We start from the raw sequence: 21,461 nt of genomic DNA, 5'->3' as shown, positions 1-21,461 counted from the left end.
GACGCCGGAGCGAAGGGACCCCGGAGCGCAGCGTAGGGGCCGTATGAATGGAGCGAGCGGCTTTGGTTACTTTGGCCAAGACCAAAGTAACCCGCCGTAAGGGCGGAAAGGTGACTACGCGTCGACATCACAAATGAATGCACATACAACTTTCAATACAAACACCAAAAACCAAAAACCAAAACGCCAGAAGTCCACATAAACTTCTGGCGCCTAAATCAAACAACCAAACAACCAAACAACCCATCAACCAAACGGCCGCAGCCCCTGCCTCATCCCAAACAGAAACAACAAAAAATCATGATCCGGCTTAACGGACACCTGCTCGACCTTCGCCTCCCGTGGCAGCGGGCACAAACCACCGACCTCGGCCTTGCTGAACACCGTCAGCCCCGGCTGCTCCCAGGCAGCCGCAGCCACCGTGGTCACCGCCAGTGCCCCAACAAGAAACAAAGCTCGAGCGATTTCTAGTTTCATTGCTCTAACCCTTTGACAGCGCTGCCAAACGCCATCTGGTAAAAATAGAGCAAGGTCTGCCATTCCGCGTCGGTGATCGACGAATGGCGCCGCAACTGACGCAAATCGTTGTACGCCGCCCGTTGGCAACTGATGCGCCGCCGGCACTTCTCCAAGTCGAGCAAGGCCACTTCAACCCGGGCCTGCTCACCCGTGCCGATCACCTTGACGAACACATGCTTGCCATAGAGGCAGCCATGCTGCCAGTGCCCCAGGTGCATGCGCGCCAGGTTGTCGGCAAGGTCCTTGAACATCCGCTCATGGACAGCCTGGGGATAACGTTCACGTGCGCCTTCGCCGTACCAGGTATCCAGGTCGACAAAACCGTCCAACGCTTCGCTGACCAGCAGCGCACGCCACTGGTGATCGGCATCGCGCTCGGCACCGGCAAACACGATACGTGGCACGCGCACACCCAACTGCTCGAAACTGTTCAAGGCATCGAGTTCGCGCAGCACCGTGGGCCGACCGAACGGGTGCAGCAGGCTCCGGTAGATATGGCCGACCTGGCGCTTGGCGTACAACAGCTGGCCGCTGGCATCGCACAGACGTTGCACGCCGCTTTCGCCACCACGCCGCTGGTTGGGTTCCTCGACCCATTCGCCCTGCTGCTGCCAGTAGAAATCAAACTGCCCGGACTCGTTCTGCACTGCCGCCATCTATCACTACCCCTTACGTAAAACGTATACGCGCCACATCGCGTAGAACGGCAGAAAGTCGAGCCGCTCCTGAATTCTGAAACCTGCAGCCGTAAATTCTTCTTCTACTGTAGCCGCCGGTAACACAAAGCGGTTCTGGTAGCTGTCCTGCTGGGCTCTGACACTGCGTCGAGCTTCAAGTTTCTTGCGTCGCCATGCTTTGAAGTTGCCATCCACCCACAGTGACAGGATGACACTGTCACGGCTAACCCTTTGAAATTCAGAGAGAATTGTTTTGCGGTGGGCCGGGTCACCAATATGGTGGAACAGCCGCATGCAGAAGATGCTGTCGACCGCGTTGTCTGGCAAGTCAATGGCAAAGGCGGAAGTCTGCAAAGGGCGTACCCGTGCCACCACCTCTGGCGGTTGTGCTGCACAGGCTGTCTCGATCATCGCCGCGGAATTGTCAGCACCAATGATCACCCGGTTGGGCTTTTCCGCTAACAGGGGCCAGAAACGCCCGGCACCGCATGGCAAGTCCAGAACCAGGCCTGGCTCGCCGGCCAAGGCCAAGGCATGTCGGGCCATCTGCTCATCGCGCTTGTGCGACAGCCGCCTGGCCAAGCCATCCTGATGCTTGAGGAAGTAGTCGCGGGCATGATCCCGATCATACTTTTCGGAAAATTCGAGTTTGATGGGGCTACGCATCGAGCATCTCCTGATTCCAATGCGTGCACGTTAGGCAGGTACGCGTAGGAATCAGGTCATGCCGATGTGAAAAATCTGTGATCAAACAGAACAGGTGTTACAAGACGTTAATTCGGATCCAGAACCTTACTGTCGCCCTGGCCCTCGTCGAGCACCTTGCTGCCTTGGCTCAGGTCTACCTGGAAGCGGCAACCGTGGGGCAGCGTGGTGCTCAGGGTGACCCTCCAGCCCTGGTCATCGCAGATCCGCTGCACCAACGACAGGCCCAGGCCCAAGCCCTCGCCACGGCGCTCGTCACCGCGCACAAACGGGCGGAACATCGCTTCGCGCTGCTCTTCCGGGATACCCACCCCACTGTCCTCGACACTGAACCCGTTGGGCTCCAGGCTCAGGCGGATATAGCCGCCATCGGTGTAATGGGCGGCGTTGCGCAGCAGGTTGCCCATGACCGATTGCAGGAAGGTGGCGTTGTACAGCGCCGGACCGGCACTCACCCGACCATCGTAGTAAAGGGCCAGTCCCTTCTGCTCAATGGTGTCACGCCATACGGCGGTCAGATCATCGGCCACTTCACGCAGGGTCGCCTGGGCGGCGATTGCGCCTTCATCACGTTGCGCGCGGGCCAGCATGAGGAAGGTCTTGACCAGCTCACGCATCTCCTCGGTGGCCCGTGCGATGCGCTCGACCTGGCTGCGCGCACGGCTGTCCAGGTTGGGGTTTTCAATCAGCAGCTCGCACGAGGTGGCCAGCACCATCAATGGCGTACGCAGTTCATGGCTGACGTCGCTGGTAAACAGCCGTTCACGGGTCAGCGCATCACGCAGCCGGCCCAGGGTATCGTCGAAGGCCACCGCCAGCTGACCTACCTCGTCCGCCGCGTAATCCGGCGCCAGCGGTGGCGCCAGGCCGAGCAACTGGTCGCGATGACGCACCTGGCGAGCCAGGCGGATCACCGGCGCCATCACCCGTCGCGCCAACACCCAACCGAGAATCACCGCCAGCGCCAGGCTGAGCACGAAGCCCACCACCACCACGGCGAACAGCACCCGCTCACGCTCCTCGAAATCGCTCTGGTCCTGCAGCAGCACATAGCGCCGGCCATCGACGATCTCGACCATCGCGTGATACGACAACTGGTCGCGGAACACCTCATGGAAGCCCGCTTCCAGATGCCGCAAGTCCTTGGGCAGCTCGAAGTCATCACGCCCGCCGCTGAAGTAGAACAGCTGGTCCGGGCGCGGCCGGTGGCTCCAGTCGCTGACACTGTCCATGCGCAACAGACGCTGCAAGTCGCCGCCGAGCACCGAGGAAATCAGGCGCTCCTCGACCAGGTGCACGGTGGCGACAATGCCGAAGGCAAAGGCCCCGGCCACCAGCGCGCTCATTAACGCAAAGGCGATGATGATGCGCTGGGCAAGGCTCTGCTTAAACTCCATCGCGGCCCTCGGCGAGGCGATAGCCGACGCCATGGACGGTATGCAGCAGGGGTTTGTCGAACGGTTTGTCGATCACCTGGCGCAGCTGATGGACGTGGCTGCGCAGGCTGTCGCTGTCGGGGCAATCATCGCCCCACAGGGCCTCTTCCAGCACTTCGCGGCGCAGCACGTGGGGGCTTTTCTGCATCAGCACGGCGAGCAGCTTAAGGCCCACCGGGTTGAGCTTGAGCAAGCGGCCCTCACGGGTCACTTCGAGCGTGTCGAGGTCATAGCTCAGGTCGGCCACCTGCAAGGTACGCCGACCGCCGCCCTGAGCCCGACGCAGCACCGCTTCAATGCGCGCTGCCAGTTCGGACAAGGCGAATGGCTTGAGCAGGTAATCATCGGCACCGGAGCGGAAGCCCTGCAGACGATCATCCAGCTGGTCGCGGGCGGTGAGCATGATCACCGGGGTATCGCGCCGGGCATCCTCGCGCAGGCGCTTGCACAGCGTGTAGCCGTCGATGCCGGGGAGCATGATGTCGAGCACGATCAGGTCGTAATGCTCGGTGGCGGCCAGGTGCAGCCCCGACAGACCATCCTGGGCGCAGTCCACCGTGTAGCCCTTCATGCCCAGGTAGTCGGCCAGGTTGGCCAGGATGTCGCGGTTGTCTTCAACCAAAAGAATACGCATCGGGGTCTCCTGTACCGCGCTTCGCTCGGCGGCAGCTTAAGGCCATCGCCCGCGCTGTGCCAGCCCTTGGCAAAATTCACCAGGCTTGACAGTTTTTTCACCGAACCTTCACGGACACAGGATAGCGGGCACCCGACAATGCCCGGTCTTTTTCCACCCCTGGAGCTGTCATGCAGGAAACCATTCGCCCACGCCCGATCAATCCGTGGCTCTACCTGGGCATCCCTTTCGTCACCATCGTCGCGTTGATCCTGCTGGAATGGACATCGGTAGACATGGACCTGGCCAACCTGTTCTTCGACCGGGCTGCCGGGGAGTTCATCGGTCGCCACAGCTACGTGCTGGAAACCATCCTGCACGACCGGGTCAAGCAGGTGGTCATCGCCTTGAGCCTGGTGGCCGTCGCAGCGTTCATCGCCAGCTTCTTCTGGCAACGCCTGCTCGGCTGGCGTCGTGAACTGGGCTGCCTGGTGCTGGCACTGAGCCTGTCCACGGCCTTCGTCACCCCGCTCAAGCAACTGACCCAGGTGCAGTGCCCGTGGAGCCTGAGCCAGTTCGGCGGTAGCGAAACCTACAGCAAGCTGCTCGAGCCACGCCCGGCGACCGACAAGGCTGGCCTGTGCTGGCCGGGTGGCCATGCGGCGACCGGTTTCTGCCTGTTCGCGCTGTTCTTCGTGCTGCGCGATCGTCGGCCGCGCCTGGCCAAGGCGGCGCTGGGGCTGGCGTTTGTGGCGGGGTCGGTGCTGTCGGTGGGCAGGATGATGCAGGGTGCGCACTTTCTCTCGCACAACATCTGGACCGCGGTGTTCTGCTGGCTCATCGGGCTGGGGTGTTACTACCTGGTGCTGTATCGCCGGGGGATGGCGCAGGCGCCCGTTGGCGAGCGCAGCGTTGCCTGATGCAGAGGCCGCTTCGCGCCCCATCGCCGGCAAGCCGGCTCCCACCGGTCAAGATCTGCGCGGTCCGTGTGGGAGCCGGCTTGCCGGCGATGGGCTGCGCAGCAGCCCCAAAGACAGCTTCAAACAAAAAGCCCCGCACTAGGCGGGGCTTTTCATTACAGCTGGGGGTAAGGCTGGCTTACATCATGCCGCCCATGCCACCCATGCCGCCCATGTCAGGCATGCCAGCAGCTGGCTTGTCTTCCGGCAGGTCGGCAACCATGGCTTCGGTGGTGATCATCAGACCGCCGATCGAAGCTGCGGCTTGCAGAGCCGAGCGGGTGACCTTGGCTGGGTCCAGGATGCCCATCTCGATCATGTCGCCGTATTCGCCGGTAGCGGCGTTGTAGCCGTAGTTGCCCGAACCTTGCTTGACCTTGTCGGCCACAACGCTTGGCTCGTCGCCGGCGTTGGCAGTGATCTGGCGCAGCGGGGCTTCGACAGCGCGACGCAGCAGGGCGATACCGACGTTCTGATCTTCGTTGTCGCCTTTGAGGTCAGCGATGGCCGACAGGGCACGCACCAGGGCAACACCGCCGCCAGGCACCACGCCTTCTTCGACGGCTGCACGGGTAGCGTGCAGGGCGTCTTCAACGCGGGCTTTCTTCTCTTTCATTTCAACTTCGGTGCCAGCACCGACCTTGATCACGGCAACACCGCCAGCCAGTTTGGCCAGACGCTCTTGCAGCTTCTCACGGTCGTAGTCCGAAGAGGTTTCTTCGATCTGGGCACGGATCTGTTTGACGCGGGCTTCGATCTCGGTGTCGGCGCCAGCACCATCGATGATGGTGGTGTTTTCCTTGGACAGGATGACGCGCTTGGCGTTACCCAGGTGCTCCAGGGTGGCGGTCTCCAGGGACAGGCCGATTTCTTCGGAGATGACCTGGCCGCCGGTCAGGACGGCGATGTCCTGCAGCATGGCCTTGCGGCGGTCGCCGAAGCCCGGTGCCTTGACCGCAGCAACCTTGACGATGCCGCGCATGTTGTTGACGACCAGGGTAGCCAGCGCTTCGCCTTCGACGTCTTCGGCAACGATCAGCAGCGGGCGGCCGGACTTGGCAACGGCTTCCAGTACTGGCAGCAGTTCGCGGATGTTGGAGATCTTCTTGTCGACCAGCAGCAGCAGCGGGCCTTCCAGCTCGGCAACCATGGTGTCCGGCTTGTTGATGAAGTACGGCGACAGGTAGCCGCGGTCGAACTGCATGCCTTCTACGACGGACAGTTCGTTTTCCAGGCCCGAGCCTTCTTCAACGGTGATCACGCCTTCTTTACCGACTTTTTCCATGGCTTCGGCGATGATTTCACCGATGGAGTTGTCGGAGTTGGCGGAGATGGTGCCGACCTGGGCAATGGCCTTGGAATCGGCGCACGGCTTGGACAGGTTCTTCAGCTCGGCGACGACGGCGGCGGTGGCCTTGTCGATGCCGCGCTTGAGGTCCATCGGGTTCATGCCGGCAGCGACGGCTTTCAGGCCTTCGTTGACGATGGCTTGAGCCAGGACGGTAGCGGTGGTGGTGCCGTCACCGGCAGCGTCGTTGGCCTTGGAAGCGACTTCCTTGACCAGCTGGGCGCCCATGTTCTCGAAGGCGTCTTTCAGTTCGATTTCTTTGGCGACGGAAACGCCGTCCTTGGTGATGGTCGGGGCGCCGAAGCTCTTGGCCAGGACCACGTTGCGGCCTTTCGGGCCCAGGGTCGCTTTTACCGCGTCAGCCAGAACGTTGACACCAACCAGCATTTTCTTACGGGCGGAATCGCCGAATTTTACGTCTTTAGCAGCCATGATCGTTTAATCCTTGGAATTCTTTGGAGTAACGGGAAGTCGGGGAAATCAGCCTTCGACAACGGCCAGGATTTCGTTTTCGGCCATGACCAGCAGGTCTTCGCCATCGACTTTCACGGTGTTGCTGCCCGAGTAAGGGCCGAAAACCACTTTGTCACCCACTTTCACGGCCAGCGCGCGAACTTCGCCGTTGTCCAGGATGCGACCGGTGCCGACAGCGACGACTTCGCCGCGGTTCGGTTTTTCAGCGGCCGAACCCGGCAGGACGATACCGCCAGCGGTTTTCGATTCTTCTTCGCTGCGACGGATGACGACGCGGTCATGCAGAGGACGAAGCTTCATTGTCGATCTCTCCCAAATAGTGGTTTTCATCGGCCGGTGTCAGCACCGGCGGGTTGATGCGGTCCGGCGTTGCCGGGGGTGGCCCGCGAAGGGCGAACCACCTGTGTCATGTCTGGTGTCACCACCAGAAACCTTGCGGTGACCACATACATGAGGCCGGCTTATTCGATTACAAGGCTTGCAACGCAAAATTTTTACCAAGGTTCGCAAAATCAATCGTGGGAGCGGGCTTGCCCCGCGATCAAGCCTGAAGTGGCCCCATCGCGGCAGCTGCCGAGCGTTGATTGGCTTACTTGTCGCGGCGCTCGTACTCGCCTTCGATCACATTGGGGCGGTGGCCGGGATCACGGGGCTGGGCCTGGAACGGGTCATCCTGGAACGCCCGCTGGCGCAGGGCCTGCTCTTCGGCACGGCGGCGCAGCTTGCCGGCCACCAGGCGGCGGGTGAACGGCAGCAGGCACAGCAGGCCCAGTACGTCACTGATGAAGCCCGGCAGCAGCAACAGGCCACCACCTACCGCCATCATCAGCCCCTGGAACATTTCTTCGGCGGGCAACTCGCCGCGCTGCAGGCTCTCACGGGCACGCAGGGCGGTCGCAAGGCCGGCGACGCGCATCACCAGCACACCCAGTGCGGAACCGGCGATGATCAGCAGCAGCGCCGGAAAGAAACCGATGGCGGCGCTGACCTTGACGAAGACGAACAGCTCCAGCACAGGGAAAAGGAGAAACAGCAGTAAAAAGGCACGCATCACGAATTCCTCGACGGAAGAACATCTTCCTGTAGGAGCATCAGATGGATGCGTGCAGGCGTTTTTTCAACCCTCGGCGCGCGCCAGCGTCGGCCACTGTTCGGCGCGAGCCAGCAGCACCAGGGCTTCACGGACTTGTGTCGGGGTATTACAAGTTGTTGGGAAGGCCAGCCAGTAAACCGCCTGGCCGATACGCAGGTGCATGCCTTCGCTGTCGATGCCGACCATTTCAGCCGCTGTCGTGCTCGGCAGGCCGCTCAGCGCGACGTAATGGGCGATCGCATTGGCATGGTCGCTGTTCATGTGCTCGATCATGCTCGCTTCAGCAGCGCCGGCGAAGGGGTTGGCCAAGGTGACCTGGTCAAGCCAGTGAATCGCGCCGAAACCGCCGATGTAGCGGTGGCGCACCGGTAGCAGGACCCAGAAGTCGAAATCGTGGGCCTTGTGGTAGTTCGCCGACTCCGGAAAGTAGCGGTAGTAGCGCGCGGCGGCTGCTTCGATGGCCGCCTCGTCGCTGAGCTTGTGCGCCTCGGCCATCACCGTCAGGCGCCCTACTGCCTGCACGTCCTCGGCCTCACGTTCGCCCACCAGCAGCGAACACTTCGGGTCCTTCTGCAGGTTGTGGGTGTGCTGGGCGATGCGGCTGATAAGAATGACGGGGTGCCCATCGGCGTCCAGGCAGTAGGGGACCACCGAACCGAACGGGAAGCCCGGCATCGACTTGGAATGGGTGGAGAGCACGCCACGGTACTCCTTGAGCAGCAGTTCCCGGGCTGGGCGAAGGGCGTTGGTACTCACGAAGGGGCTCCTGGCGATGGGCGGGGTGACAGACAAGATAAGCATTATCACCGCCAGGTGCCAGACAGGCCGGTCGCGTACCGGCCCGGGACCTACCAGGTCACGCCGAAACCGGCGGTGTAGCGGGTCTTGTCGAGATCACGATCATCGGTGCCCTTGATCAGGTCTTTTTCCGCCTTGAGGTTGAGCGAAGCCCATTCGGTGACCTTGTAGCGCAGCCCCATTTCCGCATCGAGGGCGTAGTCGGCGACGCCACCAAACGGCTTGCCGACCTCGCCATTGGTGAAGAACTGCACTTTCTTGCCGATCAGGTAGCGGGTGTAGTCCCACTTCACGGCTGCGGCGTAGAAGTTGTCCTTGCCGCCATCGCGATACTGGTAATCGGTGCGGTTGATCAGCGAGCCCAACGAGAACGCCCCCAGTTCGTCATCCCAGAACTGATAGCCCGGGCCGGTACCGACGGTGCGCTGGCGCGCCAGCTCTTCGATCTGGTCGCGCTTGTACTCCAGGCGCCCCTGCCAGAACCATTTATCGGTGATGAACCGGTCTAGGGCATATTCCGCGCTCCAGTTGTTGGCGGTGGTCACCTCGTCCTTGCTCTCGCGGTTGTATTCGCCTTCGGCGTTGTGCCGCCAGCGACCGTGGCGCGCGGTGGTCTTGAAGCTGACGTCGTAGTCATCGGTGTCGTTCTCGGCGCGCTTGTAGTCCAGCGCCACGTCGACATTGCCTTTCCACAGGAAGTCCTCGACCAGCGGGCGGGGCTTCATGATCTGCTCGATGCTGGCAAGCTCCACGGTCTTGGGTGCATCACCGTTGGCCAAGGTTACCTTGCCCGGTTCAGCAGCCTTGAGCGACTTGGCCTTCTCGCCGCTGTAGGCGTCCTGCTTGACCAGCAGTTCCTGGTCGCTCTCAAGGGTCTTCACCTGTTTCCAGTCCAGGGCGATCGAACCACCGTATGAGGTCTCCAGCAGCAACTTGCCGCCGTCGAAGACGGTGATCTTGCCACTGAGTCGATCGCCGTTCTTCATCCACACGGTATCGGCCAAGGCCGAGGTGCAAAGCGAAACAGCGAAGAAGCAGAGCAGAATTCTTGAGAACATAAGTGGACTACGGATTCGATTTGCCGAAAAAAGCCGGGCATTATCCAGATGCCCACGCCATGAGCAAGGACAGACCCAGACCATGCCGATGAGTTCCACTCTTGTTTGCCGTTGCCATCCGTCCGGTTTCATCTACAGGCCAGGGGGGCTCTGATGTCTGCCACCTCTGCTCCCCCACCGGAAGATGCCGAAGCCCGACGAATGGCTCTGTATTCGGTGCTCGGCCAGGTACCGCCGGGCAAGGTGGTCAGCTACGGCCAGCTCGCCGAGCTGGCGGGCCTCGGCCGCGCGGCACGCTGGGTTGGCCGCACCCTCGGGCAACTGCCCGCGGACACCCGCCTGCCGTGGCACCGGGTGCTCGGCGCGGGGGGGCGCCTGAGCCTGGCCCTGGGCACCCCATCCGGCGACGAACAGCGTGCCCGTCTGCGCGCAGAAGGCGTGAATGTAGCCAATAATCGTGTGGATATGGCGCGCCATGGCTGGCGCCCGATGGAGCACAGCGGTTAGAGTGCGCGCTTTGTTTTCGCAAACTTGAGGCAGATGTTGGCCCATGCCCCGTAAAACCTGGCGCGCTGCGCTCGCTGCCTATGCCAGCCCGTCAACCTTGGTACTTCTGCTGCTCGGATTCGCCGCCGGCCTGCCGTACATGCTGGTGTTCTCGACCCTGTCGGTCTGGTTGCGCGAGGCGGGTGTGGCGCGCGAAACCATCGGTTACGCCAGCCTGATCGGCCTGGCGTATGCCTTCAAGTGGGTGTGGTCGCCCCTGCTCGACCAATGGCGCCTGCCGCTGCTCGGCGGCATGGGCCGGCGCCGTTCGTGGTTGCTGCTGTCGCAGGTGCTGGTGGTGCTGGGCCTGGTCGGCATGGGCTTCTGCGACCCGCAGAAACACCTGTCGTGGCTGGTTGCGCTGGCCGTGCTGGTGGCTTTTGCCTCGGCTACCCAGGACATCGCCGTCGATGCCTATCGCCTGGAAATCGCCGACGACCAGCGCCAGGCTGCTTTGGCCGCCAGCTACATGGCCGGCTACCGGGTCGCCGCCCTGCTGGCCACGGCCGGCGCACTGTTCTTCGCCGAGTGGTTCGGCTCTACCGGTTTCAGCTACCTGCATCAAGCCTGGACCGGCACCTACGTGCTGTTCGGCGTGCTGATGCTGCCGGCGGTGTTTACCACGCTGATCATGCGTGAACCCCCAGTTCCGCTGCGCACCCAGCTGTCGGCGGCGCGCTACGGGCTGATGCACCAGTTGGCATCGGTGTTCGTACTGATCATCCTGCTGGTATCAGTACCCGCCAGCTTCACCCAGATGTTCAACACCGACTGGGCCAGCGTGCTGTTCGGCGACGCCACCCCGCTCGACCTGCTGCTCGAAGACCGCGCCTTCCTGCGCCTGCTGCTCTATGCACTGCTGAGCTGGGCGTGCCTGTCGTCCCTCGGTCGTCGCGGCCTGGCCCCGGTGCTCACCCCGGTCAACGACTTCATCAGCCGCTACCGCTGGCAGGCCCTGTTGCTGCTCGGGTTGATCGCCACCTACCGCATGTCCGACACGGTGATGGGAGTGATGGCCAACGTGTTCTATATCGACATGGGCTTCACCAAGGACCAGATCGCCAGCGTCAGCAAGATCTTCGGCCTGATCATGACTCTGGTCGGTGCCGGTGCCGGCGGCCTGCTGATCGTGCGCTTCGGCATCCTGCCGATCCTGTTCATCGGCGGCGCGGCGTCGGCGGCGACCAACATCCTGTTCCTGATGCTGGCCGACATGGGGCCGAACCTGGAAATGCTGGTGGTGACCATCTCGCTGGACAACTTCAGCTCGGGCCTGGCCACCTCGGCCTTCGTCGCCTACCTGTCGAGCCTGACCAACCTGAAGTTCTCGGCCACGCAATATGCCCTGCTCAGCTCGATCATGCTGCTGCTGCCGCGCCTGATCGGCGGCTATTCGGGGGTAATGGTGGAGAAGTTCGGCTACCACGACTTCTTCCTGATCACCGCCCTGCTGGGCGTGCCGACCTTGATCCTGATCGCCTTGCAGTGGCGGCAGGAAGCCGGTCGGGGAAAGCCGGTGCCGGTGGAGAGCCCGGCAGCTGAACAGAACTAAGCCTTCAAGGGCCTCATCGCGGGGCAAGCCCGCTCCCACGCCCTAAGCCAGTATGCGTGGGAGCGGGCTTGCCCCGCGATGTTTCTACCGCGCCACGGCCCCTTCCCCGGAGCGCCTGCCCACAACGAACCACAACGGCCACAGCGCCAGCGCCCCTGCAATGCCTGCCGCCACGGCGAAATGCATCAGACTGGCACCTGCTCCGAGCATCGCCAACACTGCGCCCCCCAGCCCCAGCAAGGCGATGGTGATCATCCCCAGCATCGCCGACACCAGCCCCTTGCTCTGCTCGCTGGCGAACAGCGTCATGCGGTACAGCACGGCGTTGGCCACACCCAGCCCCAGCGCGTACAGCGACATGCCAGCGACCACGCTGGTCACTGTCGGCCAGTACCAGGTCGCCGCGACCATCAACGACAGGCCCGCCAGGTAAGGCCAAAGGGCCCCGCGCACCAGTGCCGGCAGCGGGTAACGGTCTGCGATGCGGTTGATGATCAGGTTGCCGAGGATCAGCCCGGCGAACACCGGCAACTGCCACAGCGCGTATTCCATCGTGCTCAGGCCTTCGTCGTGGATCAGCAGCACCGGCGACAGGCCGATCCAGCCGATCAGGGGCAACCCGACCAGGCCCAGCGCCGCGCTGCCCGCGACAAACCGGCGGTTGGCCAGCAACTGGCCATAGCCGGCCAACAGCGGCAGCAGGTGGATCGGCGTGAACGGCAGGCGTGAGCCGTCGCGGCGTTCCACCCCCAGGGTTTCCGGCATCAAGCGGTACAGCAGCAGCCAGCACAGCACCGCGCCGACGGCGAACGCCACGAACAGCCAGCGCCAGTCCAGCCACTGCAACATCAAGGTGCCCACCAGCGGCCCGAGCAGCGGCGACAGCAGTGCAATGTTGGCCAGCAACGCCATCATGCGCACCGCGTCGGCCTCGCTGAACGCCTCGTTGAGGGCCGGGTAGCTGACCGTGACCACGAAGCCCAGGCCGATGCCTTGCAACAGGCGCAGCAGGTTGAACAGGCCGATGTCATGCACCCAGAACGTCGCCAGGCAGGCCACGCCGAAGAACAGGCAGCCCGTCAGCAGCAGCGGGCGCCGGCCGTAACGGTCGGCGAGCGGGCCGATCAGCCATTGCAGCACCACCCCGCCCAGCAGGTACAGGTTGAGGGCGTGGGGGATGAATTCCGGGCTGGCGTCCAGGTCGCCGACCACGACCGGCATGGCGGGCATGACGGCATCGCTGGCCAGGTAGGTCAGCAGCTCGAACAGCGCCAGGGTCAGGCCGAACAGCAAGGCTCGCAAGGGGGTGATGTACAGCAGTGGTTTCATGATCGGTATCAGGTGTGCACGGGTGGGGTCAGGCTATATGCCAGAAATGGCGGTGGATTGCTGTGAGCAAGTGTAAGGATCAGAAAAAGCCGGGGCCGCTTTGCGTCCCTTCGCGGGTAAACCCGCTCCCACAGGTCAAGCGTGAGCCCTGTGGGAGCGGGTTTACCCGCGAAGGGGCGCGCAGCGGCCCCGACTGTCAAAGCAGGCTTATTGCAGGGCAGTCTCCTGCACCACACGAATCACCCGCTGCGGAAAGGGAATGTCGATCCCTTCGGCCTTGAGCCGGTCACGGGCATGCTCGTTGAGCATGAACATCACGTCCCAGTAGTCGGCAGTCTTGGTCCAGATGCGCAGCGACACGGTGATCGAACTGTCACCCAGGGTCGACACCACCGCCTGCGGCGCCGGATCCTGCAGCACACGCGGGTCCTGGGCCAGCTCCAGCAGCACATTGCGGGCCTTCTGCAGGTCGGCGTCATAATCGACACCCACGTCGAACACCACCTTGCGGGTCGGCTGACGGTTGGTGTTGGTGATGATGCCGTTGGACAGGCTGCCGTTGGGCATGATCACCGTCTTGTTGTCACCGGTACGCAGCACGGTGTGGAAGATCTGGATGCTGTCCACGGTGCCGGCGACGCCCTGGGCTTCGATCCAGTCGCCGATGCGGAACGGGCGGAACATCAGGATCAGCACACCCCCGGCGAAGTTCGCCAGGCTGCCCTGCAAGGCCAGGCCGATGGCCAGGCCGGCGGCACCGATGGCGGCGACGAACGAGGTGGTCTCGATGCCGATCATCGACGCCACGCTGACCATCAACAGCACTTTCAGCACGATGTTGGCCAGGGTGCTGATAAAGCCCTGCAACGCCGCGTCGGCCTTCAGGCCAACCAGTTTGCCCAGCCGCTCGCTGACCCGGCTGATGATCCACCAGCCAATCGCCAGCGTCAGCAAGGCCAGCAGCAGGCGGCTGCCGTATTCCATGATCAGCGGTAGCCAAGTCTGTGACTGGCGAACCAGCTGGTCGACCTCTGCATTCAAATCCATCGTTATCCACTCCTGATGCCAAGCGGCAAAAAACATATTGAAACGGGCCGCACAGCATTCAGCGACCGCAGGAACCGATGGACATCATTGAGCCATCAAGGTTCCTGCCCTGTCCCGATCAGTCGCGGAAGTTGTTGAACTGCAGCGGCATGTCGAACTCCTTGGCGCGCAACGCAGCGATCGCCTCCTGCAGGTCGTCGCGCTTCTTGCCGGTGACGCGTACCTGCTCGCCCTGGATCGAAGCCTGGACCTTGAGCTTGGCGTCCTTGATGTGGGCAACGATCTTTTTCGCCAGGTCCTTGTCGATGCCTTCGCGGAACTTGGCTTCCTGCTTCATCTCCTTGCCGGACGGATAGGCGTCCTTCACTTCAAGGCACTTGACGTCGATCTTGCGCTTGACCAGGGCCAGACGCAGGATTTCGACCATCGCCTCGAGCTGGAACTCGGCTTCGGCGGTCAGCAGCACGGTCTGCTCCTTGTCCTTGAACTCGATGGTGCCCTTGCCCTTGAGGTCATAGCGGCGGTCCAGTTCCTTCACCGCGTTGTCCACCGCGTTGGTGACTTCGTGCTTGTCCAGTTCCGATACCACGTCGAACGAAGGCATGGGGGTTCTCCATAAAAAAACAGCGCGCTCAGCTTGAAGATGGAGCGCGTCGGGGTTAGGGGGTTAAAATGCGGGCTCATTATAACGGGTTGCGAAACGCAGATGAGCAGCACCTGGCATATTCTCGGCGCCGGTAGCCTCGGCAGCCTCTGGGCCTGCCGCCTGGCCCGCGCCGGCAAGGCGGTCCGCCTGATCCTGCGCGACCAGCAGCGCCTGGCGGCCTACCAGGCCGTCGGCGGGCTGACCCTGGTCGAACAGGACCGCAGCAGCCTCTACGCGATCCCCGGCGAAACCCACGATGCCCCCGGCCCAATCCACCGCTTGCTGGTGGCCTGCAAGGCCTATGACGCGGCCCCCGCCGTGGCACGCCTGGCCCCGCGGCTGGCCGAAGGTGCCGAGCTGGTGCTACTGCAGAACGGCCTGGGCAGCCAGGATGAAGTGGCCGACCAGGTGCCCCATGCCCGTTGCATCTTCGCCTCCAGCACCGAGGGCGCGTTCCGCGAAGCGGACTGGCAGGTGCGCTTCGCCGGCCATGGTTTCAACTGGCTGGGCAACCCGCTCAACCCCGCCGTGCCGGAGTGGTTCGACGACCTCCACGACGCCGGCATTCCTGCCCAGTGGAGCCTCGACATCCTCTCGCGGCTGTGGCGCAAACTGGCGCTCAACTGCGCCATCAACCCCTTGACGGTGCTGCACGACTGCCAGAACGGCGGGCTGCTCGGGCACCTGACCGAAGTCGACCAGCTGTGCGACGAGCTGGCCAACCTGCTGCTGCGCTGCGGCCAGCCCGAGGCCGCCAACGACCTGACGGAAGAAGTGCAACGGGTGATCCTCGCCACCGCCGCCAACTACTCTTCCATGTACCAGGACGTGCGTCATGGCCGGCGCACCGAGGTCCATTACCTGCTGGGCCACGCCTGTCGCGTCGCCGCCCGCCACGGGGCAAGCGTGCCGCAGCTGGAACACCTGCAACGGCGCCTGGTCGATAGCCTGAAGGCCCGCGGCCTGCCCAGCGACTGACTGGCCCATCCACCGGACATGGATACCCCCTGACTCATGAGCCTGCGCCAACGCCTGGAAAACCTCCCGGTCGGGCAGAAACTGCTGGCGGCCCTGCTGGTGCTGCTGGTCACCATATTGCTGGTCGCCAACCTGGCGTTCATCAGCGCCGCCTACTGGATCACCCAGGAAAGCATGGCGCCCCAGGCGCTGCAGACCATCGGCAAGCTGGTGTCCAACCCGCAGTTGTCCTCCCGGGCCGGCGACTCCCCGGAGACCGCCAGCGCCCTGCTCAAGGAGCTCGACAGCTACTCGCCGTTGCGCGCGGCGGCCATCTACGGTGGCGATGGGCAGATGCTCGCCCAGCTCCAGCACGGCGACGCCCTCACCCTGCCCAAGCGTTATCGCAACATCGACGGCTGGCGCCTGATGGAGTTTCGCAGTACCCAGCTGATCCGCCTGCCGCGCAACGCCAACCCGCCCGCGCACCTGCTGCTGGTGGCCAGCAGCGAGCTGCCGATGGCGTTCTACACCGGCACCCTCTCCGCCAGCCTGGCGATCCTGGTATTCAGCATCCTGCTATGGCTGGTCATCGCCCGGCAGATCAAGCGCTTGATCACCCTGCCGATCAACAACCTCGAAGAACTGTCGCGCCAGGTCACCCGGGAAGAGAGCTACGCCCTGCGGGCCCAGCGCGGCAACGATGACGAGATCGGCAGCCTGGCCGATGCCTTCAACACCATGCTGTCGCGCATCGAAGCCCGCGAGCAGCAGCTCAAGGGTGCCCGCGACGAATTCCAGCAGGCCTACGACCAGGCCCAGGGCCTGGCGGAAGAAACCCGCCACACCAACCGCAAGCTGGAGCTGGAAGTCCAGGTGCGCAGCAAGATCGAAAAGAAACTCACAGGCTTCCAGAACTACCTCAACAGCATCATCGACTCCATGCCCTCGGCGCTGATCGCCCTCGACGAGCAGCTCTACGTCACCCAGTGGAACCACGAAGCCACGGTGCTTTCCGGCACGCCGCTGGACGAAGCGCTGAACCAGCCGATCTTCCTTGCCTTCACGCCGCTCAAGCCGTTCTTGCCGCAGCTCAAGGAAAGCGTCGAGAAGCACCGGGTGGCGAAGATCGAGCGGGTCACCTGGCCCAAGGGCGATGACCTGCGCCACTACGCCCTGACCTTCTACCCACTGACCGGCGGCGGCGGCCGTGGCGTGGTGATCCGTATCGACGACATCACCCAGCGCCTGTCGCTGGAAGAAATGATGGTGCAGTCGGAGAAGATGCTCTCGGTCGGTGGCCTGGCGGCAGGCATGGCCCATGAGATCAACAACCCGCTGGGGGCGATCCTGCACAACGTGCAGAACATCCGCCGGCGCCTGTCGCCGGAGCTGCCGCGCAACCTGGAACAGGCCACCGAGCTGGGCCTGGACCTGCCGGCCGTCAACCGCTACCTGGACAGCCGCGAAGTGCCGCAACTGCTCGACGGCATTCAGCAGGCCGGTGCCCGGGCGGCGAAGATCGTCACCCACATGCTCAGTTTCAGCCGCCTCAGCAACCGTCAGCTGGCGCCTTGCGACCTGCCGGCGCTGATCGACCAGGCGGTGGAGATCGCCGGCAACGACTTCGACCTGGCCATCGGCTTCGACTTCAAGGGCCAGGCCATCGTCCGCCAGTTCGACCCGCAGCTCGGCGCTGTGCCCGGCACCGCCAACGAGCTGGAGCAGGTACTGCTCAACCTGCTGAAGAACGCCGCCCAAGCCATCCACCAGCGCCCGCAGCCCAGCGAGCCGGGGCGCATCACCCTGCGCACCCGGCTTAACCCGCCCTGGGCGGAAATCCAGGTGGAGGACAATGGCGTGGGCATGCCCGAGGCCGTGCGCAAGCGCACCTTCGAGCCGTTCTTCACCACCAAGGAGATCGGCCAGGGCACCGGCCTTGGGCTGTCGGTCTCGTACTTCATCATTACCAACAACCACAAAGGGCAGATGGAAGTGCACTCCACGCCCGGCCAGGGCACCTGCTTCACCCTGCGCCTGCCCCTCGGCCTGCCGGCCACCAGCAAAACGGAGACGTGATATGGGCTATCGCCTGTCGAAGATCTACACCCGCACCGGCGACAAGGGTGAAACCGGCCTGGGCGATGGCCGCCGGGTGCCCAAGGACCATCCGCGGATCGAGGCGATCGGCGAGGTGGACAGCCTCAACAGCCAGCTTGGGGTGTTGCTGGCAGGATTGGCGGAGGCCGGGCTGGATGAGCTGGTCGAGGTGCTGGCGCCGTGTCAGCACCGCTTGTTCGACCTGGGGGGCGAACTGGCCATGCCCAGTTATCAGGCATTGAACGCTGCCGAGGTCGAGCGCCTCGAAGCGGCCATCGATCACTGGAACGACGAAGTGGGGCCGTTGAAGAACTTCATCTTGCCGGGCGGTTCGACGCTGGTGGCCCAGGCGCATGTGTGCCGCAGCCAGGCGCGGGCGGCGGAGCGGCGGTGTCAGCAGTTGAATGCGGTGGAGCCGTTGGAGGGCGTGGGGTTGGCGTATATCAACCGGCTTTCCGATCTGCTGTTCGTCGCAGCGCGGATCATCGGGCGGCGGCAGGGTGTAGCCGAAGTGCTGTGGCAGGCAGCCACAAAGCCGGCCTGAAAAGCATCGCGGGGCAAGCCCGCTCCCACGCTAGAGTGTGTAACTAGCGTGGGAGCGGCGGTTCGGCGCCCCGACTTGCCCCGCGATTGCCAGCGCACTCAGATCTGAGGCCAGAACGCCCGAATCCCCGCTACGCCCTGAGCACCGGCATCCCATGCCTGCTCCCGCTCACCCGGCCCGACCCCACCCAACAGGAACACCGGGCGACTGACCGTGCCAATCAAGCGCTGCGCCTCATCCCAACCGAGCGGTGTGGCATCCGGATGGGTCTGGGTTGCCTGCACCGGCGACAGGGTGACGAAATCCACGCCCATCTGCTCGGCCAGCGCCAGCTCTTCGGCGCTGTGGCAGGACGCCGCCAGCCAGCGGTTCTCCGGGAACGGTCGGCCCTTGGCGGCGTACTTGCGCAGCTGCGCCGCAGTCAGATGCCAACCTGCCGCCGGGAAGTCGCCCAGCCACTCCAACGGCCCCTTGAGCATCAGCTGTGCCTTGCCGGCGCACAGGCCGACCGCATCCACGGCAACGTCACGGTACTTGGGGTCGTACATGTCCGGGGCACGCAGCTGGATCAGCTTGATCCCACTGGCCACGGCCTTCTGGATGCCCTTGAGCAGCTCCGGCACCTCCAGCTCGTCCGGCGTGATCAGGTACTGATCCGGCAGGCGCGCGGCGGCGACGATCGGCTTGTTGGCTTCCGGGAAGTCGTACTGGCCCAGGTCGCGTGGCGCCACCCAGGCCAACGGCTGGCCTTCCGCGCCATGGGGCTCGCCGGTGAAGGCATCCACCTCGCGCACGTCCAGCAGCACCTGCTTGTCCGGGTAGTCGTGGCTGACCTTGATCAGTGGCCGCGAACGGCTGACCTCGATACCCAGCTCTTCACGCAGCTCACGGGCCAGCGCCGCCTCGACGCCCTCGCCATCCTCCAGCTTGCCGCCGGGAAACTCCCACAGGCCGCCCTGGTGCTGGGTGTCGGCACGGCGGGCGATGAGAATGCGCCCGTCGGCGCCACGAATGACCGCTGCCACTACATGAATCCGTTTCACCCTTCACGCTCCGCCAGGCCAGCTTTCTGCCAGGCCTGGAAGGCTGGCCATTGGTAAATGGTCTCGATGTAGGCAGCCGCTTCGGCTGGCACTTCAACGCGGTAGGTGCGCAGGCGCACGGCCACCGGGGCGAAGAACGCATCGGCCAGGGTCGGGCGGCCAAACAGGAACGGACCATTGTCCTTGGCCACCACGCGGCATTCGCTCCACAAGGCGACCATGCGGTCGATATCGACCTGCACGTCCAGTGGCAGCTCATCCAGCGCCTGATCACGGGCCAGGTCGAACGGCATGGTACCGCGCAGGGCGAAGAAGCCGCTGTGCATCTGCGCGCAGGCCGAACGCGCCTGGGCACGGGCGGCAACGTCTTCGGGCCAGAGCCTGGCCTCGGGGTGCTGCTCGTTGAGGTACTCGGCGATGGCCAGGGAATCGGCGATCACGCCGTGCCCGGTCTTGAGCAGCGGCACCTTGCCGGTGGCCGAGAACGCGAGAATGCGCTGACGGGTATCGGGCTGATTGAGTTTGATCAGGGTTTCTTCGTAGGGGACGCCGGCCAGTTCGAGGGCCAGGGCGCCGCGCAGCGACCAGGAGGAATACAGCTTGTCGCCGATGATCAGGTGATAGCTCATGGGGCGGCTCCATGTTGCATGGCAGAGGGAGCATCGCGGGGCAAGCCCGCTCCCACGCTAGAGTGGGTAACTAGCGTGGGAGCGGGCTTGCCACTCGATGGGGCGGATCAGGTGCGGTATTCGGCGTTGATCTTCACGTATTCGTGGGACAGGTCGGTGGTCCAGATGGTTTCGCTGCACTGGCCACGGCCCAGCTCGATGCGGATGGTGATCTCTTCCTGGGCCATCACTGCCGAACCCTGCGCCTCGGTGTAGCTCGGGCTGCGACCGCCCTGGCTGGCGATGCACACGTTGTCGAGGTACACGTCGATCAGGCTGACATCCAGCTCTGGCACACCGGCACGACCTACGGCAGCAAGGATGCGGCCCCAGTTCGGGTCGGAGGCGAACAGCGCGGTCTTGATCAGCGGCGAGTGGGCCACAGCGTAGCCGACGTCCAGGCATTCCTGGTGGTTGCCGCCGCCATTGACTTGCACGGTGACGAACTTGGTGGCGCCTTCGCCGTCACGCACGATGGCCTGGGCCACGTCCATGCACACTTCGAACACGGCCTTTTTCAGCGCCTCGAACAGTTCGCCGCGGGCTTCGGTCACTTCCGGCACGTCGGCCTTGCCGGTGGCGATCAGCATGCAGCAGTCGTTGGTCGAGGTGTCGCCGTCGATGGTGATGCGGTTGAACGACTTGTTGGCACCGTCGAGCATCAGGTCCTTGAGTACCTGCGGTGCGACCTTGGCGTCGGTGGCGATGTAGCCGAGCATGGTGGCCATGTTCGGGCGGATCATGCCGGCGCCTTTGCTGATACCGGTGACGGTGATGGTCTTGCCGTCGAATTGGAACTGGCGGCTGGCCCCCTTGGGCAGGGTGTCGGTGGTCATGATGCCGGTAGCGGCTTCGGCCCAGTGGTTCTCGGACAGGTTGTCGAGGGCTGCCTGCAACGCGCCTTCGATCTTCTCGACCGGCAGCGGCTCACCGATCACGCCGGTGGAGAACGGCAGTACCGACTCGGCAGGCACGCCGGTCAGTTCGGCCAGTTTGGCGCAAGTGCGCTCGGCGGCCGCCAGGCCTGGGGCGCCGGTGCCGGCGTTGGCATTGCCGGTGTTGGTCAGCAGGTAGCGCACGGTGCCCTGCACGCGCTGCTTGGAGAGGATCACCGGTGCGGCGCAGAACGCGTTGAGGGTGAACACGCCAGCAACGCTGGAGCCTTCGGCACAGCGCATCACCACCACATCCTTGCGCCCAGGGCGCTTGATGCCCGCCGAGGCGATGCCGAGTTCGAAACCGGGAACCGGGTGCAGGGTGGGCAAAGGACCAAGACCAACAGCCATTAGAGCGCTCCTAGAAAATACGTGGGGAATTGGGGCCGTTGTGCGGCCCTTTCGCGGCACAAG

The 21,461-nt window shown here is 63.8% G+C and carries 22 protein-coding genes; 6 read left to right on the top strand and 16 right to left on the bottom strand.

What is annotated here, in order from left to right; genetic code table 11:
* Positions 1–246: 246 nt before the first annotated feature.
* The 5 genes from RTH46_RS13670 to colR form a co-directional block, all read right to left on the bottom strand.
* Complete coding sequence (locus RTH46_RS13670) at positions 247–477, bottom strand: hypothetical protein (protein WP_125462744.1); 231 nt, start codon at positions 475–477, stop codon at positions 247–249.
* Complete coding sequence (locus tag RTH46_RS13665; protein WP_153788183.1) at positions 474–1,175, bottom strand: lipopolysaccharide kinase InaA family protein; 702 nt, start codon at positions 1,173–1,175, stop codon at positions 474–476. Before RTH46_RS13665 ends, RTH46_RS13670 begins: the two co-directional genes overlap by 4 nt.
* Positions 1,176–1,181: 6 nt before the next feature.
* Positions 1,182–1,862 (bottom strand): class I SAM-dependent methyltransferase, encoded by a 681-nt coding sequence (locus RTH46_RS13660; protein WP_125462742.1) that lies wholly within the window; start codon positions 1,860–1,862, stop codon positions 1,182–1,184.
* A gap of 107 nt (positions 1,863–1,969) precedes the next feature.
* On the bottom strand, positions 1,970–3,298 hold the full coding sequence (locus RTH46_RS13655) for a HAMP domain-containing sensor histidine kinase (protein WP_316905907.1): 1,329 nt from the start codon (positions 3,296–3,298) through the stop codon (positions 1,970–1,972).
* Positions 3,288–3,971 (bottom strand): two-component system response regulator ColR, encoded by a 684-nt coding sequence (gene colR, locus RTH46_RS13650; protein ID WP_153788186.1) that lies wholly within the window; start codon positions 3,969–3,971, stop codon positions 3,288–3,290. The genes RTH46_RS13655 and colR overlap by 11 nt, the downstream gene beginning before the upstream one ends.
* A 170-nt stretch (positions 3,972–4,141) precedes the next feature.
* Here colR and RTH46_RS13645 point away from each other — a divergent pair, with 170 nt between their 5' ends.
* Positions 4,142–4,870 carry a phosphatase PAP2 family protein gene (locus RTH46_RS13645; RefSeq protein ID WP_153788188.1) on the top strand — a complete coding sequence of 243 codons (729 nt, stop codon included), beginning with the start codon at positions 4,142–4,144 and terminating at the stop codon, positions 4,868–4,870.
* Between the two features lie 178 nt (positions 4,871–5,048).
* On the opposite strand, the gene groL is transcribed toward RTH46_RS13645, so the two are convergent.
* The 5 genes from groL to RTH46_RS13620 all read right to left on the bottom strand — a co-directional run bounded on the left by groL (position 5,049) and on the right by RTH46_RS13620 (position 9,680).
* Positions 5,049–6,689, bottom strand: a complete 1,641-nt coding sequence (groL, locus tag RTH46_RS13640; RefSeq protein WP_125462739.1) for a chaperonin GroEL — start codon at positions 6,687–6,689, stop codon at positions 5,049–5,051.
* Positions 6,690–6,737: 48 nt separating this feature from the next.
* Entirely contained in the window at positions 6,738–7,031 is a 294-nt protein-coding gene (locus tag RTH46_RS13635; protein ID WP_016488938.1) for a co-chaperone GroES, read from the bottom strand.
* A gap of 289 nt (positions 7,032–7,320) precedes the next feature.
* Positions 7,321–7,782, bottom strand: coding sequence for an FxsA family protein (locus RTH46_RS13630; protein ID WP_110991597.1), 462 nt, complete (start codon positions 7,780–7,782; stop codon positions 7,321–7,323).
* 66 nt (positions 7,783–7,848) lie between these two features.
* Positions 7,849–8,580 carry a HugZ family protein gene (locus tag RTH46_RS13625; RefSeq protein WP_153788190.1) on the bottom strand — a complete coding sequence of 244 codons (732 nt, stop codon included), beginning with the start codon at positions 8,578–8,580 and terminating at the stop codon, positions 7,849–7,851.
* 92 nt (positions 8,581–8,672) lie between these two features.
* Positions 8,673–9,680 (bottom strand): DUF481 domain-containing protein, encoded by a 1,008-nt coding sequence (locus RTH46_RS13620; protein ID WP_316905906.1) that lies wholly within the window; start codon positions 9,678–9,680, stop codon positions 8,673–8,675.
* A gap of 153 nt (positions 9,681–9,833) precedes the next feature.
* Between RTH46_RS13620 and RTH46_RS13615 the strand changes: the two genes are divergently transcribed.
* Both RTH46_RS13615 and RTH46_RS13610 read left to right on the top strand, forming a co-directional pair.
* On the top strand, positions 9,834–10,187 hold the full coding sequence (locus RTH46_RS13615) for an MGMT family protein (RefSeq protein ID WP_153788194.1): 354 nt from the start codon (positions 9,834–9,836) through the stop codon (positions 10,185–10,187).
* Positions 10,188–10,230: 43 nt separating this feature from the next.
* Positions 10,231–11,778, top strand: coding sequence for an AmpG family muropeptide MFS transporter (locus RTH46_RS13610; protein WP_110991601.1), 1,548 nt, complete (start codon positions 10,231–10,233; stop codon positions 11,776–11,778).
* An 84-nt stretch (positions 11,779–11,862) separates the two neighbouring features.
* On the opposite strand, the gene RTH46_RS13605 is transcribed toward RTH46_RS13610, so the two are convergent.
* The 3 genes from RTH46_RS13605 to RTH46_RS13595 all read right to left on the bottom strand — a co-directional run bounded on the left by RTH46_RS13605 (position 11,863) and on the right by RTH46_RS13595 (position 14,758).
* Positions 11,863–13,107, bottom strand: coding sequence for an MFS transporter (locus RTH46_RS13605; protein WP_316905905.1), 1,245 nt, complete (start codon positions 13,105–13,107; stop codon positions 11,863–11,865).
* Positions 13,108–13,314: 207 nt separating this feature from the next.
* Positions 13,315–14,154: a mechanosensitive ion channel family protein gene (locus tag RTH46_RS13600; RefSeq protein ID WP_153788198.1), complete on the bottom strand. Its 840-nt coding sequence runs from the start codon at positions 14,152–14,154 to the stop codon at positions 13,315–13,317.
* Positions 14,155–14,272: 118 nt separating this feature from the next.
* Positions 14,273–14,758 (bottom strand): YajQ family cyclic di-GMP-binding protein, encoded by a 486-nt coding sequence (locus RTH46_RS13595; RefSeq protein ID WP_153788200.1) that lies wholly within the window; start codon positions 14,756–14,758, stop codon positions 14,273–14,275.
* A 102-nt stretch (positions 14,759–14,860) separates the two neighbouring features.
* On the opposite strand from RTH46_RS13595, the gene RTH46_RS13590 reads away from it, so the two are divergent.
* From RTH46_RS13590 to RTH46_RS13580, 3 genes are read left to right on the top strand one after another with little or no spacing between them, the layout of a single operon-like run.
* On the top strand, positions 14,861–15,778 hold the full coding sequence (locus RTH46_RS13590) for a putative 2-dehydropantoate 2-reductase (RefSeq protein WP_153788201.1): 918 nt from the start codon (positions 14,861–14,863) through the stop codon (positions 15,776–15,778).
* A gap of 36 nt (positions 15,779–15,814) precedes the next feature.
* Positions 15,815–17,836: an ATP-binding protein gene (locus RTH46_RS13585; RefSeq protein WP_153788203.1), complete on the top strand. Its 2,022-nt coding sequence runs from the start codon at positions 15,815–15,817 to the stop codon at positions 17,834–17,836.
* A 1-nt stretch (position 17,837) separates the two neighbouring features.
* On the top strand, positions 17,838–18,401 hold the full coding sequence (locus RTH46_RS13580; RefSeq protein WP_153788205.1) for a cob(I)yrinic acid a,c-diamide adenosyltransferase: 564 nt from the start codon (positions 17,838–17,840) through the stop codon (positions 18,399–18,401).
* 98 nt (positions 18,402–18,499) lie between these two features.
* Here the strand turns inward: RTH46_RS13580 and RTH46_RS13575 are convergent, their stop codons facing one another.
* The 3 genes from RTH46_RS13575 to argJ all read right to left on the bottom strand — a co-directional run bounded on the left by RTH46_RS13575 (position 18,500) and on the right by argJ (position 21,398).
* Positions 18,500–19,444, bottom strand: coding sequence for a Nudix family hydrolase (locus tag RTH46_RS13575; protein ID WP_316905904.1), 945 nt, complete (start codon positions 19,442–19,444; stop codon positions 18,500–18,502).
* Positions 19,441–20,073, bottom strand: a complete 633-nt coding sequence (locus RTH46_RS13570; RefSeq protein WP_153788209.1) for a glutathione S-transferase family protein — start codon at positions 20,071–20,073, stop codon at positions 19,441–19,443. The genes RTH46_RS13575 and RTH46_RS13570 overlap by 4 nt, the downstream gene beginning before the upstream one ends.
* 107 nt (positions 20,074–20,180) lie before the next feature.
* Positions 20,181–21,398 (bottom strand): bifunctional glutamate N-acetyltransferase/amino-acid acetyltransferase ArgJ, encoded by a 1,218-nt coding sequence (gene argJ / locus RTH46_RS13565; protein ID WP_125462728.1) that lies wholly within the window; start codon positions 21,396–21,398, stop codon positions 20,181–20,183.
* Positions 21,399–21,461 lie beyond the last annotated feature (63 nt).

The organism is Pseudomonas sp. zfem004 (assembly GCF_032621715.1).
GTDB classification, from domain to species: domain Bacteria; phylum Pseudomonadota; class Gammaproteobacteria; order Pseudomonadales; family Pseudomonadaceae; genus Aquipseudomonas; species Aquipseudomonas sichuanensis.
This window is presented reverse-complemented; position numbering and strand designations above follow the sequence as displayed.

What these genes read in the sequence shown, in the direction of transcription:
- RTH46_RS13605 (WP_316905905.1), bottom strand. Translation starts at nt 13,107, where the DNA reads ATGAAACCACTGCTGTACATCACCCCCTTGCGAGCCTTGCTGTTCGGC.
- RTH46_RS13585 (WP_153788203.1), top strand. Translation starts at nt 15,815, where the DNA reads ATGAGCCTGCGCCAACGCCTGGAAAACCTCCCGGTCGGGCAGAAACTG.
- RTH46_RS13630 (WP_110991597.1), bottom strand. Translation starts at nt 7,782, where the DNA reads ATGCGTGCCTTTTTACTGCTGTTTCTCCTTTTCCCTGTGCTGGAGCTG.
- RTH46_RS13655 (WP_316905907.1), bottom strand. Translation starts at nt 3,298, where the DNA reads ATGGAGTTTAAGCAGAGCCTTGCCCAGCGCATCATCATCGCCTTTGCG.
- groL (WP_125462739.1), bottom strand. Translation starts at nt 6,689, where the DNA reads ATGGCTGCTAAAGACGTAAAATTCGGCGATTCCGCCCGTAAGAAAATG.
- RTH46_RS13665 (WP_153788183.1), bottom strand. Translation starts at nt 1,175, where the DNA reads ATGGCGGCAGTGCAGAACGAGTCCGGGCAGTTTGATTTCTACTGGCAG.
- RTH46_RS13595 (WP_153788200.1), bottom strand. Translation starts at nt 14,758, where the DNA reads ATGCCTTCGTTCGACGTGGTATCGGAACTGGACAAGCACGAAGTCACC.
- RTH46_RS13635 (WP_016488938.1), bottom strand. Translation starts at nt 7,031, where the DNA reads ATGAAGCTTCGTCCTCTGCATGACCGCGTCGTCATCCGTCGCAGCGAA.
- RTH46_RS13580 (WP_153788205.1), top strand. Translation starts at nt 17,838, where the DNA reads ATGGGCTATCGCCTGTCGAAGATCTACACCCGCACCGGCGACAAGGGT.
- RTH46_RS13670 (WP_125462744.1), bottom strand. Translation starts at nt 477, where the DNA reads ATGAAACTAGAAATCGCTCGAGCTTTGTTTCTTGTTGGGGCACTGGCG.
- RTH46_RS13620 (WP_316905906.1), bottom strand. Translation starts at nt 9,680, where the DNA reads ATGTTCTCAAGAATTCTGCTCTGCTTCTTCGCTGTTTCGCTTTGCACC.
- argJ (WP_125462728.1), bottom strand. Translation starts at nt 21,398, where the DNA reads ATGGCTGTTGGTCTTGGTCCTTTGCCCACCCTGCACCCGGTTCCCGGT.
- RTH46_RS13590 (WP_153788201.1), top strand. Translation starts at nt 14,861, where the DNA reads ATGAGCAGCACCTGGCATATTCTCGGCGCCGGTAGCCTCGGCAGCCTC.
- RTH46_RS13570 (WP_153788209.1), bottom strand. Translation starts at nt 20,073, where the DNA reads ATGAGCTATCACCTGATCATCGGCGACAAGCTGTATTCCTCCTGGTCG.
- RTH46_RS13645 (WP_153788188.1), top strand. Translation starts at nt 4,142, where the DNA reads ATGCAGGAAACCATTCGCCCACGCCCGATCAATCCGTGGCTCTACCTG.
- RTH46_RS13610 (WP_110991601.1), top strand. Translation starts at nt 10,231, where the DNA reads ATGCCCCGTAAAACCTGGCGCGCTGCGCTCGCTGCCTATGCCAGCCCG.
- colR (WP_153788186.1), bottom strand. Translation starts at nt 3,971, where the DNA reads ATGCGTATTCTTTTGGTTGAAGACAACCGCGACATCCTGGCCAACCTG.
- RTH46_RS13615 (WP_153788194.1), top strand. Translation starts at nt 9,834, where the DNA reads ATGTCTGCCACCTCTGCTCCCCCACCGGAAGATGCCGAAGCCCGACGA.
- RTH46_RS13600 (WP_153788198.1), bottom strand. Translation starts at nt 14,154, where the DNA reads ATGGATTTGAATGCAGAGGTCGACCAGCTGGTTCGCCAGTCACAGACT.
- RTH46_RS13660 (WP_125462742.1), bottom strand. Translation starts at nt 1,862, where the DNA reads ATGCGTAGCCCCATCAAACTCGAATTTTCCGAAAAGTATGATCGGGAT.